The organism is Patescibacteria group bacterium (assembly GCA_024654625.1).
In the GTDB taxonomy this organism is placed as follows: domain Bacteria; phylum Patescibacteriota; class Minisyncoccia.
In genome coordinates, this window is record JANLHB010000017.1 from 1 (window position 1) to 12919 (window position 12919).

The following is a 12919-nucleotide window of genomic DNA, read 5'->3' on the forward strand; positions in this document are numbered from 1 at the left end:
GCTCCGCCAGGTGGAAATGTGTCAGCACCAATAAACGTAAGCAACACAAGTCAGACAAAGACAGGTTTCTTATGGGTTGACGGGGGCTTGGGTTCTATGAGTGGCGGATATTTTGGGGGTGGAATAATAATAGGCAACACTTCTGTAACAGACCCGGGAACTATACGATTTGATGGTGCAGATTTTTTAGGATATGACGGGACAGAATGGAAATCGTTGACAACGGGAACGGTTGTTACTGGCACTCCTCCAACTGTAAATATTAGTGCCTCACCTACCATTATTGCAACAGGTCAGTCTACTACATTATCATGGACATCTACTGACGCTATCGCTTGCGCCGCTTCAGGAGGGTGGTCAGGAGGGAAGGCAATATCTGGCAGTGAAGTTATATCACCTGCTTCATCAGTTACTTCCACATTAACATGTAATAATGCGTTTGGCAGTGGAGTTGATTCGGTAGCTGTTGATGTAAGGCAATGGGCTAATACGACAGGAGAAGGTAATCCCGGTGAGTCTTGCAATGCTTGGCTTACAAGGACTGGACAAACAGGTGTGAATGGTAGTGGTACCAGGGCTTATGACTCCTCGTATACGTTCAATAATTATTGTGTTTACCGTATGGTTAGTAATCAGGGTCAATGGGTATATCCGAGTACTTGGTCAAGTAGTAGTTATAGGCCGGTTAATGTTGGGACAGGATGCCTTGAGAGTGATATCGGCTACAGTTGTGGATATGTTGGATACAAAACTCAAACCAGAAGATAGTCATAAAGTTTGACAATAATCTCGTATAGAATTATAGTTAAAATATCGTCCGTTCTTCAAAGAAGCGGACTTTATTTTTAAAATTTAAAAAAAATATAACATGTTTGATTTAAAACAATTAAATTCCGCTCTTGAGCAATTAGAAGCTGAACGTGGAATTCCAAAAGAAAAAATTTTAGAGTCTATAGAAGACGCTCTTTCGGCTGCGTATAAGAAAGATTACGGCAAGAAAGGGCAGATTATTCGCGCTACTTTTGACTTGAATAGCGGGAAGACAGAATTTTCTCAAGTTAAAATAGTGGTTGATGAGTCTATGTTGAAGCCTGAAAACGAAGTTCACTTGGAGACAGAGTCTCCAATTTCACTTGGAGACTCTGTCTCCAAGTTTTCTAGTAAGACGGAAACGTTAGATGAAGCTACTCCAGAAGGGGGTGAAGAAACTAAGGTTAATTTTAATCCTGAACATCATATAATGATAGAAGAAGCAAGGAAGATTAAGAAGAATGTTGAGCCGGGCGAGGAACTAATTTTCTCTCTTGAGAATAAGGATGATTACGGGAGAATCGCCGCGCAAACAGCCAAGCAAGTTATCATCCAGCGCATACGCGAGGCAGAAAGAGAATCAATTCTTAAAGAATTTGATGATAAGCAAGATGAGATAGTAAGCGGTATTGTACAGCGTATTGAGAATAACAATGTTTTTGTTGATTTTGGACGCACGACCGGTATCATCACTCGCGATGAACAGATAAAAGGCGAAAGATACAGGATTGGAGAAAGGATTAAAGCATTGCTCTACTTGGTAGAAAAGGCGCCTAGGGGAATCAATATTTATCTTTCAAGGTCACATCCTCGTTTTGTTTATAAACTTTTTGAGATAGAGGTTCCGGAAATTGCTTCCGGTTTGGTTGAAGTGAAAAATATTGCCAGAGAAGCCGGTTCTCGCTCCAAGATTGCCGTTACTGCAAATCAAGAAGGAATTGACCCTGTCGGCTCATGTGTAGGCCAAAGAGGGGTAAGGGTTGAGGCTGTCATCTCAGAACTAGGCGGTGAGAAGATAGATATAATAGAATGGTCGGCTGAACCTGAAGTCTTCATCGCTAATTCACTTTCCCCCGCTAAAATCATTGATGTAGAAATAAAAGAAGGGAAGAAAGAGGCTAAGGTCATAGTTGATGAGGACCAACTTTCGCTTGCCATAGGGAAGAGTGGTCAGAATGTTCGCCTTGCGGCGAAGTTGACCGGATGGAAGCTTGACATTCATTCAAGGAGCGGAGAGTCTGTGGCTAAAGTGGATGAAGACGGAGAAGTTGAGATCGAGGAAGAATTAAAAGAAGAAAAATAAGAGTAATAAATTACCAATTATCAATAATCAATTTACAATAAATTCTCAATGATCCAATTTCCAAATATTGAAAACTGGAGATTGGAGATTGAAAATTAAGCAAAGCGTATGAATCTTTGGCATGATCTAAAACCAGGCGAAAAGGAAAAACTTAATGTAGTCATTGAGATACCTAAACTTTCGCGTATAAAATACGAACTTGATAAAGATTCAGGGCTTATTAAAGTTGACAGGGTGCTATATTCTCCTATGCATTATCCGGCAAATTACGGCTTCGTGCCGAAAACTTTGTGGGATGACGGCGATCCTCTGGATGTACTTGTGATATCTCACGAGCCTTTTGTGCCAGGGTGCTTGGTGGATGCGCGTCCTATCGGAATTCTTGATATGAAAGATGATGGAGAAGGCGACGCAAAAATTCTTTCTGTGCCGGCGAGAGACCCGAGATTTAATAATATTAAAGATATTTCTGACCTTGAGCCTCATATTTTGGAAGAAATAAAGCATTTCTTTAAAGTTTATAAAGATCTTCAGAAGAAAGAAGTCTTAGTGGAAAAATGGGAAGGAAGAGAAAAGGCTCTTGAAGCCATAGAGCATTCGTTTAATCTCTATAAAGAAAAATATCCTTCTTAATAAAGTTATTATACTATTATAATGCTCGGCATTAATAAAATAGAAAAAAATGAAGATAAAAATTTACGGATAGGATTTCCTCTGGGGGATAATGGTTTTACATTACTTGAATTATTAGTGGTTATTGCAATAATCGGTCTTTTTGCCACTATAGCGACAGTCGCTTTAAGTAACGCTAGGATGAGGGCAAGGGATATAAGGAGAGAAACAGATATGAATGAAATCCAAAAGGCATTGGAGCTTTATTTTGATGATAACGGAGATTATCCTCTTGGAGGGCACGATACTTGTTCCGGGGCTTGGGGCAGTGGATTTGATGGTCCGGCAAAGTTAGGACCTTATATAAAAGCACCCATTGATCCTTTGAATACGAATGGCCCATCTTGCGTAGCGGGTGATCGTTATTATGCTTTTTATAATCCGATTACATGGGACATGGGGGCAAAATGCCCTGCGGGGACTATTGTTCTTTATGCTTATATCGGTCCAGAATTAGCCAGTTCTGAATATCGGAGCGATTGTGGAACGAATTTTTTCACTAGGATTCTTAATAAATAAATGAATTTTCAAAAATCTAATAATAAAAAGATAATACAATCTTAAGTTATCCACATTCTTAATTTTAATAATTATTAAGACCTCTTATAATGAATATGTTAATTATTTTTTTTTAAATAGCAAAATATTATAAGTTATTAATCAATAAAATAGTATATGGATAATAAGATTTTTAGTAAGTTAGCGAAGATATTTTTAGTTTTATCTTTATTTTCGTTTGCTTTTATAGTAAAGGCCGAGTTGTCTCCGTCATCGGCTACTCTCTCGGCTGAAGTGAATGCTGTGAAGACGATAGACGGCAGCCAAAATATCACTTCTGAGAGCATCAGAGAGCTTGAAGAGAAGAGAGCGGAGCTTAAAAAAGAGCTTGAAAAAAGACAAATTGAAACTCAGCAAAATATATTAGAAAAAAAGAGAGAGATTGAAAAAGCGCGTATTGAAGCTCGTAGTATTAATGGAGAAATTGATGGGAAGGATAATCTACGTATTAATGCCAATAATAAGGCCGGAGGTTTGAAGGAGGTGGCCGTACAGATAAGGAAATTAAATAAAGAGGAGATTAGAATGTTTGAAGGGAAGAGAGAAGAGTTGAAGAATGAAATTGAAAGAAAGAGAGAAGAGTATAAAAAAGAGATTGAAAACAAAAGGGAAGAAGCTAAAAAAGAGATTGAGCAAAAAAGAGAGGAATTAAAAGCTCGTCTTCTGAATATAAAAGACGAACGAAAGAAAAATGCGATTGAGAAAATTGATGGACAGATAAAGAAATTAAATGAAAGAATGATAGAACACTTTTCAAATGTCTTGGATAAAATGGAAGATGTTCTAAAGGGTATTAGCTCTCGTGCCGATAAGGCAGAGGCTCATGGGCTTGATGTTTCAAGCGTAAGAGTGCTTATTGTTAATGCAGAAACGGCGATAGATTCTGCGAGGGTCAGTGTTGCAGAACAGGCGGGAAAGGTTTATTCAATTGATATTACAACGGAAGATAAGCTAAAATTTGATGTGTCAGAAACGCGCAAGTTGCTTCATGGCGATCTTGAAATTGTTAAGGAGGCAGTAAAAAATGCGCATACTGCAATAAGGGAAGCCGCTGTAGGTTTGGCTCATATCCCTAAGGTTGACGAATATGAAGTGGAAGAAGACGACAGTCAAGATGATAATAACGCGACAACTTCTGATAATTCTTCAAATAATTAATAATAATTTAAAAATATTATGATGAAAAAAAATATTATAATACCGATTTTGGTAATAATTATCGCAGGTGGATTGATTTATTGGTACTTAAATTATGTTAAACCCCAAAAATCGGAACCAGAGCCTATAACAACGGAACAGATTGAAGTTAACTTGAATAAAGATGATACTACCGCTAGCATAAATAAGGCTATTGATAGTATAGATTTAGGCGACTTAGATAAAGAATTTCAGGCAATTGACACTGAGCTTCAAAGTCTTTAATTTTATTTGATTAGCTATGAAACAACCCCGTCGCTCGTAAGCGACGGGGTTGTTTGCAAAATAATAATTTTTTGTTAGACTGTAAAATCTATGGATATAAAAATTGAAATTAAAAAACTGCCAGGCTCAGTTGTAGAGATAGATGGAGAGATCCCCGCTTTGGATTTTGAGGCGGAAAGGAAGTATACTGTTTCAGAACTTGGCAAGAGTATTAAAATTGACGGTTTCAGACCGGGAAATATACCAGAGAAAGTTTTGATAGAAAAGATAGGTGAACCCGTCTTTTTGGAACATATGGCAGAAAGAGCTTTGAGTAAAGCTTATCCGGAGATAATAAAAAATAATAAGATAGAAGCTATCGGTCGGCCGGAGATTACTATTACAAAAATCGCCAAAGATAATCCCTTAGGATTTAAAATAAAAACGATTGTATTGCCTGAGATAGAGCTTGCTGGTTGGAGGCCAATTGCGGAGAAAGTGATGTCTGTGAAAGAAGAGATTAAAGTGGGAGACAAAGAAGTTGATGATGTGATAGAAAACATAAGAAAATCAAGGGCGAAAGTAACGAAAACTGAAGATGCGGGTTCTCATTCGTCAATTGGCGAAGGCGAAGAGGGGAAAGAAAGGCCAAGTGAACCTGTATTGCCTGAATTTACAGATGATTTTGTAAAAACACTAGGTGATTTCAAGAACGTAGCTGATTTTAGAGAAAAAATAGCTCAAAATATAAAGATTGATAAGGAGATGAAGAATAAGGAGAAGAAGAGGATTGAAACGATAGAAAAAATCATAGAGAAATCAAAATTAGAGGTTCCTGATATACTTATTGAGTCAGAAAAGGGCAAAATGCTCGCTGAGATGAAAGCGAGCGTGGATCAAATGGGTTTGAAATGGGAAGATTACCTTGGTCATCTTAAGAAGACAGAAGAAGAGGTATTAAATGGATGGAATGAAGATGCTAGAAAGAGGTCATCTTTCGGGCTTATCTTAAGAGAAATTGCCATAAAAGAGAATGTAAATGTGTCTGACGAAGAGCTAGAGGCAGAGGTTGATAAAATAGTAGCGCATTACCAAGCACACGGGCAAGAGATAGAGAGAGAGCGTGTCAGGGATTATGCTTTTGGGGTGTTGCGAAACGAAAAAGTCTTTGAAATGCTTGAAAAAGCAGGCGAAAAGTAAATAACCAAATCATCCAAGGACTCCCCTTGGACAACTAAACGGCTCAATCCTCCGCGGAAGATTGAGCCGTTTAGTTTTAACCAAAGACTTTTTAGTTAACCTTCAAAGGTGACACTGGATAAATAATAATACCTAATGTCAGACGTCGGACGTCTGACATTGTCCGACATTGGATATATTGATAAGTACACAAAGGATTGTCCTTTGTGTGAAATGAGCTGGTGGACGAGTACAGAAATTTGACATAATTTTCAATTTGAGTAGAATATATTAATCGCATTCTTGCGTAGTTTTTTATTTTAAGTATTAAAATTATTAATTATAAACGGGTAATTAGAGATGAGCGTTTGTGGTCAATTAAGCGCTAATCCCCCGGCCTAACAGGCCTAAAAACTAATTTAGCTAATATGGCAGAGAAATTTGAGAGAACAAAGCCGCATCTAAACGTTGGCACTATCGGCCACGTTGATCACGGTAAAACTACTTTAACAGCCGCTATTTTGAACGTGCTTAATTTGGCTGGAAATAAAGTAAAATTGGAGAAGGTTGACGAGATTGATAAAGCTCCAGAGGAGAAAGCAAGAGGTATTACCATTGCTTTGCATCACAGTGAATATGAGACACCAAAAAGGCATTATGCGCACATTGATGCTCCAGGGCACGCTGATTATATTAAAAATATGATTACCGGAGCCGCTCAGATGGATGGCGCAATACTTGTAGTTGCCGCTACGGACGGAGCCATGCCTCAGACAAGAGAGCATATTTTGCTTGCGCGTCAGGTTGGAGTGCCTTCAATTATCGTTTTCTTGAATAAAGTTGATATGGTTGATGACCCTGAAATGATTGACTTGGTGGAAGCTGAGATTAGAGAACTTCTAAACAAATACGAGTATCCGGGAGATACTACTCCTATCATCAGAGGGTCAGGTCTTAAAGCCCTTGAAGCGACATCGGCTGACGATGAATGGGCAAAGCCTGTCTTGGAGCTTGCTAAGCAACTTGATGAATATATACCTGAGCCAGTAAGAGCTATTGATCAGCCTTTCCTTATGCCTGTTGAAGACATCTTCTCAATTGAAGGAAGAGGAACTGTTGTTACCGGAAGAATTGAGAGAGGAAAAGTTAAGGTTGGAGAAGAAGTTGAGATTGTCGGTCTTGGCGACACAAGGAAAACAACTGTAACAGGTATTGAAATGTTTAATAAATCTCTTGATGAGGGTATGGCTGGAGACAATGCCGGTATCTTAATAAGAGGATTGAAGAAAGAAGAGATTGAAAGAGGGCAAGTCTTGGTAAAACCAGGGTCAGTCACTCCTCATACGGATTTTGAAGCTGAAGTGTATATCTTGACTAAAGATGAAGGCGGACGACATACGCCATTTTTCACAGGTTACAAACCGCAGTTCTACATAAGGACAACGGATGTTACCGGAGATGTGGCCTTGCCTGAGGGAACTGAGATGGTTATGCCGGGCGATACGATCACATTTAAAGTTAAACTTGTTTCACCTGTAGCCTTGGAAGAAAAGCAAAGATTCGCTATTCGTGAGGGTGGAAAGACTGTTGGCGCCGGAGTTGTAACTAAGATAATAGCTTAAGGCCAATTTTAATTAAACGCCCGGCAGATTTATGACGGGCGTTTAATTAAAAAAATAATTATGACTGCAGTTAAAACAAAAAAAGAAAATAAGAAAAAAGAATCTAAGACAGAAGAGGCTAATAAGCTTCGTATTAGAGTTAGGGCTTATGAAAGCAAGATTCTTGATTCAAGCGTAAAGCAGATAGTGGATATTGCTTTGCGATATGATGCTAATATATTAGGCCCAATACCTCTTCCTACAGAGATAAAAAAATATACTGTAAACAGGGCTTCTTTTGTGTATAAGAATGCAAGAGAGCAATTTGAGATGAGAGTTCATAAAAGATTAATTGATATAGTGTCTCCTTCTCCAAAAATTATTGAAGCCCTGACAAATCTTAATCTGCCTGCAGGCGTTGATATAGAGGTGAAAATGTTATAGAAAATAACGAGTGAAAGGAGTATATTTTCTTAAATCCGCCTTGGGCGGATACATGAGAAGAGTCAACCCATAGCGCATAAATATTAGTAATATATAAATATAATTTTAACAGGATGAAATTTATTCTTGGTTTAAAACAGAATATGGCGCAATATCTTGATAAGGACGGAAAGGCTTATCCGGCTACTTTGATTAGCACTGGGCCTATTATTGCTACGCAAGTAAAAACCAAAGAAAAAGATAAATATAATGCTATTCAGTTTGGTTATGGTAAAAAGAATATTGTTAAAAAACCTCAAGCGAAATTGGCCGAGTTGTCACCTGATAAAGTTGGTTTTAAATATTTAAAAGAATTAAGGCTTAAAAAAGAGAATTCTGATATAAAAATAGGAGATATTATTGATGTTTCTATGTTTGAAGAAGGAGATAAAATACAAGTAAGCGGTATTTCTAAAGGAAAAGGATTTCAGGGTGTTGTTAAAAGGCACGGTTTTCATGGCGGACCGAGGACGCATGGCCAGAAACATTCTGAGAGAGAGCCGGGGTCAATTGGCGCTGGTGGGGTACAGAGAGTTTTCAAAGGAAAAAGAATGGCTGGAAGAATGGGATCGGACAGGATTACCGTTAAAAATCTTAAGGTTTTAAAAATAGATAAAGAGAATAACGAGATGCTTGTATCTGGCGCAATACCGGGAAGAAAGGGGACATTGTTGGAGATTAGGGGATAACCGCTGACTATTAGAATTTTATGGAGACAAAAATATATAATCAAAAAGGAGAAGAATCTGGAAAGATAAAAATTCCTAAAAATATCTTTGGTTTGGCGTGGAATGATGATTTGATTCACCAGGTTGTTGTTTCTATGCAGTCAAACAAAAGAGCTCCTATCGCGCATGCCAAAGGCCGAGGCGAAGTTTCCGGAGGAGGAAAGAAGCCTTGGAGGCAGAAAGGAACAGGCAGAGCTCGCCATGGTTCTTCCAGGTCTCCTATTTGGAAAGGCGGAGGCGTAACTCATGGTCCTTTGAGCGAGAAGAATTACACTAAGAAGATAAATAAAAAGATGAAGCAGAAAGCCTTATTCGTGGCTCTCTCTAGAAAACTCAACGATAATGAAATTTTATTTTTGGATAAAGTAAATTTGGATAAGACTAAGACAAAAGAAGCTGTTGGTATATTGAAATCTTTATCTAAAATCAAAGGTTTTGAAAAATTGATCGTAAAAAAGAAAAACGCCGCTCTTGTTGCTATGCCTGCTAAAGATATTAATACATCGTTAAGTTTTAGAAATATTTCCGGTATTGGCGTCGGAGAAGTTAAGAATCTAAATATATTGGATATTTTATCTTCTAAATATTTGATAATGCTTAATACTAAAGATTCTATTGGCGTTTTAGAATCTCGCATAAAAGTTTAGTTTATTTTTTGAAATCATATTGGTCGCCATCGGTATTTAATTGTTAAGCAACTTTTGAATTTAAGAGTTTGCTTGTTGACAAATAAGCTCAATTTGATAATATGTTTTCTAGACCTTATAGTCTGCCCGAAGGTAGATAAGCCTGCCTGCCGGTAGGTAGGTCTGCCTGCCGGTAGGTAGGTCTTTGTTTTTATTATGGCAATTTTGGAAATGTTTAAAAAAGGAGAAGAAAAAAAGCCTAAGAAAGAGGCGGTTGTTAAATCTACCATAAAAAATACTAAAAAGCCGGCAGTAAAGAAAGATGAAGCAGTAAAAAGTGAAAAGAATGTTAAAATGCCTGTTGACAATAGCAAGATGTTTATAAAATTAGTTACTGAAAAAACAACCGATTTGGCTATAAATGGAGCTTATTCTTTTAAGATTGACCCTAATTCAAATAAAATAATAGTAAAAAATGAGATAAAGAAACTATACGGAGTAAGCCCTGTAAAGATTAATATTGTTAATTCTCCATATAAAAAGGTTTCTTATCGCGGAAGGCCAAGCAAAAGACCAGGATTTAAAAAGGCGATTGTTTATTTAAAAGCAGGAGATAAACTTCCTGAGTAATTACTATGAAAAAATATAAGCCTACAACTCCATCAAGACGAAATATGTCCACCGTATCATACAGTGGAGTTTTGACTGCAAGGAATCCTAAAAAGAGCCTAACAGGCGGTTTTAAAAGGAGCGTAGGCAGAAATTCTAGCGGGAGAATTACTTCTGGCCAAAAGGGCGGCGGAGTAAAGCGTCTTTATAGGCAGATTGATTTTAAATATAATAAATTTGACATTCCGGCTAAAATTGAGACTATTGAGTATGACCCTAACAGATCAGGGTTTATAGGTCTTGTCTTGTATGATGACGGAGAAAGAAGGTATGTTCTTTTGCCGAACGGCATAAAACCTGGCGCTAAAATTATAACTTCAGAGAAGTCGGAACTTTCTATCGGTAATCGTTTGCCTTTAAATAAGATTCCGGTTGGGACTTTTGTTTATAATGTGGAAATGAAGCCCAATGGTGGAGCAAAGATTGCCAGAAGTGCCGGTAATTATGCTGAGGTGATTGCAAGTGAAGGAGGGTTTGTTCATTTGAAAATGCCTTCAAGCGAAATTAGGAAAGTTTTAGGCGGTTCTTGGGCTTCTATCGGGGCTGTTTCAAACGAGGAATACAGGCTTGCAAATAAAGGCAAAGCTGGGCGAAACAGGTGGCTTGGTAAGCGTCCTAAAGTAAGAGGAAGTGCGATGAACCCTGTTGATCATCCGTACGGAGGAGGCGAAGGAAGACAACCGCAAGGAACCAAAAGGCCTAAAAACAGATGGGGTAAGGGTACTCGTGGAGTAAAGACGAGAAAATCAAAGAAATATTCAAATGTTTTTATTGTTAACAGGAGAAAAAGTAAGAAAAAATAAGTATGGCAAGATCAATTAAAAAAGGACCATTTATTGAGCCGAGACTCTTAAAGAAGATTCAAGGAAAGAAACCGGATAATACGGGGATTGTTAAGACGTGGTCAAGAAGGTCTCAGATTTCTCCGGAAATGGTAGGTTTTGTTTTTGGCGTTCATAATGGAAGAGAGTTTATAGAAGTGAGAGTTACGGAAGAAATGGTGGGACATAGGCTTGGCGAGTTTAGTTTGACCAGGAAATTCATAAGGCACGGAGGAAAGATGCAGAAAGAGCTGGAGCAAAAGAAGAAAGAAGCTGAGATAGCATCTGCTAAGGCCGCTAAAGCTCCTGCTGATAATGTTAAAAAATAATATGAGATAATAAAATTTAAGAGTTTCTGCGAAAAATCAAAACTGTAATTTCCTGCAAGAGCCAAACGACAAGGGACAGTTTTCGGAAATCAAGTTTTGATTTTTAGCAGAGATTAATTTTTAATATGAAAGATGTAAAAGCACAATTAAATAATTTGAGAATAGCGCCAAGGAAAGTAAGGCTTGTTTCCGAATTGATAAAAGGCCTTCCTGTAATGAAGGCGGTATCTCAGCTTACTTTTTCAAAGAAGCGTTCAGCTTTGCTTATAATGAAGCTTGTCAATTCTGCTGTCGCTAATGCTTCAAATAATTTTAAGCTTGATAAAGATTATTTATATGTTAAAGATATAAAGGTAGATGAAGGGCCTGCGCTAAAGAGGTATATGCCAAGGGCGCGAGGGCGAGCCGCTCTTATAAAAAAGAGAACAAGCCATATCACTCTTGTTCTTCAAGAACAAGAAAAAAAATCCAAAGCACGAAGCGCGAAATCCGAAACAATGTCAAAATCCAAATTAATAAAATAAAAAAATGTTTAGAAAATTAGAATTTAAAAATTATAAGTTGTCTCGAATTTCGAATTTCGAATTTCGAATTTAAGTATTTTATGAGCCATTCAGTACATCCATATTCATTTAGATTAGGAATCATACGCGGTTGGAAATCGCGCTGGTTCAACACGAAAAAATACACAAAATTCTTGAAAGAAGATGTTCTCATAAGAGAATGGCTTGAGAAAAAGATGCGCGGTATGTATGTTGAGAGCATAGAAATAGAAAGAGAGCCTAATATTTTTCATATAATAATAAAAACATCAAGACCAGGGATTGTTATAGGGAGAAAAGGAGAAGGGATAGATAAGCTCAAGAAAGATATTTCCAAAATGCTTCATAAGTTCAAGTCTGATGGGTCAGGAGAGCTTAAATTAACAGTTGAAGAGGTGTCATCGCCTGAGTCAAAGGCCGCTATTGTGGCGCAGATGATGATAGAAGGACTTGAGAAAAGAATGTCTTTCAGAAGACTTTTGAAACAGACTATAGAAAAAGTTTCTTCAAATAAAGATGTTGAAGGGGTCAAAATAATGCTTGCGGGAAGACTTGATGGAGCTGAAATGTCCAGGACAGAATGGCTTAAGAAGGGCAGGATTCCGCTTCAGACACTTAGGGCTGATATTGATTTTGCGAGAGATAAGGCTCATATGTCTTATGGAGATATTGGAATAAAGGTTTGGATTTATAGAGGTGAGCGCTTTGAATAGCTTTTTAGCTTGCTAGAAAAGCTAAAAAGCTATAAGCTAATGAAGCTATAAGCTGATAAAAAATATGTTATTCCCCAAAAAGGTAAAATTTAGAAAATGGCAGACAAAAAGGAGTAATCCTAAAAAAGCCAGAGTCGCCACAAGAGGCACAACTGTTGCTTTCGGCTCTTTCGGCTTGAAGGCTGATAAGGTTGGAAGAATAACTTCAAATCAGATTGAAGCGGCAAGAAAAGTCGCCAGTAGGTCAATCGGCAAGACCGGCAGGATATGGATTAGGATATTCCCTGACAGGCCTTATACTGCGAAACCTGCTGAAGTCGGCATGGGTAAAGGCAAGGGCGATCCTTCTGGTTATGTGGCAGAGGTAAAGCCGGGGACAGTCATTTTTGAAATAGACGGAGTGTCAGATGCTGATGCAAAAGAAGCATTGAGAAAAGCAGGCGCTAAAATTTCAGTAAAAACAAAAGTGATTAACAGGTAATTT

General features: G+C 37.9%; 17 protein-coding genes. All 17 read left to right on the plus strand.

Annotation, left to right across the window (positions count from 1 at the left end):
* The coding region (locus NUV40_01965; GenBank protein ID MCR4342654.1) for a hypothetical protein at positions 1-768 on the plus strand (768 nt) is incomplete at its 5' end.
* Positions 769-868: 100 nt separating this feature from the next.
* Positions 869-2113, plus strand: a complete 1245-nt coding sequence (nusA, locus tag NUV40_01970; GenBank protein ID MCR4342655.1) for a transcription termination factor NusA — start codon at positions 869-871, stop codon at positions 2111-2113.
* A 108-nt stretch (positions 2114-2221) separates the two neighbouring features.
* Positions 2222-2746 (plus strand): inorganic diphosphatase, encoded by a 525-nt coding sequence (locus NUV40_01975; protein MCR4342656.1) that lies wholly within the window; start codon positions 2222-2224, stop codon positions 2744-2746.
* A 21-nt stretch (positions 2747-2767) separates the two neighbouring features.
* The gene (locus NUV40_01980; GenBank protein ID MCR4342657.1) at positions 2768-3304 is read left to right on the plus strand and encodes a prepilin-type N-terminal cleavage/methylation domain-containing protein; all 537 of its coding nucleotides are present in this window, start codon (positions 2768-2770) and stop codon (positions 3302-3304) included.
* A 156-nt stretch (positions 3305-3460) separates the two neighbouring features.
* Complete coding sequence (locus tag NUV40_01985) at positions 3461-4501, plus strand: hypothetical protein (protein MCR4342658.1); 1041 nt, start codon at positions 3461-3463, stop codon at positions 4499-4501.
* 18 nt (positions 4502-4519) lie between these two features.
* On the plus strand, positions 4520-4765 hold the full coding sequence (locus NUV40_01990) for a hypothetical protein (protein MCR4342659.1): 246 nt from the start codon (positions 4520-4522) through the stop codon (positions 4763-4765).
* A gap of 90 nt (positions 4766-4855) precedes the next feature.
* Positions 4856-5944: a hypothetical protein gene (locus tag NUV40_01995; GenBank protein ID MCR4342660.1), complete on the plus strand. Its 1089-nt coding sequence runs from the start codon at positions 4856-4858 to the stop codon at positions 5942-5944.
* Between the two features lie 407 nt (positions 5945-6351).
* On the plus strand, positions 6352-7545 hold the full coding sequence (gene tuf, locus NUV40_02000; GenBank protein ID MCR4342661.1) for an elongation factor Tu: 1194 nt from the start codon (positions 6352-6354) through the stop codon (positions 7543-7545).
* A gap of 60 nt (positions 7546-7605) precedes the next feature.
* Positions 7606-7968, plus strand: a complete 363-nt coding sequence (gene rpsJ, locus NUV40_02005; protein MCR4342662.1) for a 30S ribosomal protein S10 — start codon at positions 7606-7608, stop codon at positions 7966-7968.
* Positions 7969-8081: 113 nt separating this feature from the next.
* On the plus strand, positions 8082-8696 hold the full coding sequence (rplC, locus tag NUV40_02010) for a 50S ribosomal protein L3 (protein ID MCR4342663.1): 615 nt from the start codon (positions 8082-8084) through the stop codon (positions 8694-8696).
* Positions 8697-8716: 20 nt separating this feature from the next.
* The gene (gene rplD / locus NUV40_02015) at positions 8717-9382 is read left to right on the plus strand and encodes a 50S ribosomal protein L4 (GenBank protein MCR4342664.1); all 666 of its coding nucleotides are present in this window, start codon (positions 8717-8719) and stop codon (positions 9380-9382) included.
* Between the two features lie 195 nt (positions 9383-9577).
* Positions 9578-9991 carry a 50S ribosomal protein L23 gene (locus tag NUV40_02020; GenBank protein MCR4342665.1) on the plus strand — a complete coding sequence of 138 codons (414 nt, stop codon included), beginning with the start codon at positions 9578-9580 and terminating at the stop codon, positions 9989-9991.
* Positions 9991-10833, plus strand: coding sequence for a 50S ribosomal protein L2 (gene rplB, locus NUV40_02025; GenBank protein ID MCR4342666.1), 843 nt, complete (start codon positions 9991-9993; stop codon positions 10831-10833). Before NUV40_02020 ends, rplB begins: the two co-directional genes overlap by 1 nt.
* A gap of 2 nt (positions 10834-10835) precedes the next feature.
* Complete coding sequence (gene rpsS / locus NUV40_02030; protein ID MCR4342667.1) at positions 10836-11180, plus strand: 30S ribosomal protein S19; 345 nt, start codon at positions 10836-10838, stop codon at positions 11178-11180.
* 125 nt (positions 11181-11305) lie between these two features.
* Entirely contained in the window at positions 11306-11704 is a 399-nt protein-coding gene (gene rplV, locus NUV40_02035; GenBank protein ID MCR4342668.1) for a 50S ribosomal protein L22, read from the plus strand.
* A gap of 80 nt (positions 11705-11784) precedes the next feature.
* The gene (gene rpsC, locus NUV40_02040; protein ID MCR4342669.1) at positions 11785-12435 is read left to right on the plus strand and encodes a 30S ribosomal protein S3; all 651 of its coding nucleotides are present in this window, start codon (positions 11785-11787) and stop codon (positions 12433-12435) included.
* A 64-nt stretch (positions 12436-12499) separates the two neighbouring features.
* Positions 12500-12916, plus strand: coding sequence for a 50S ribosomal protein L16 (gene rplP, locus NUV40_02045; GenBank protein MCR4342670.1), 417 nt, complete (start codon positions 12500-12502; stop codon positions 12914-12916).
* The last annotated feature ends 3 nt before the right edge of the window (positions 12917-12919 follow it).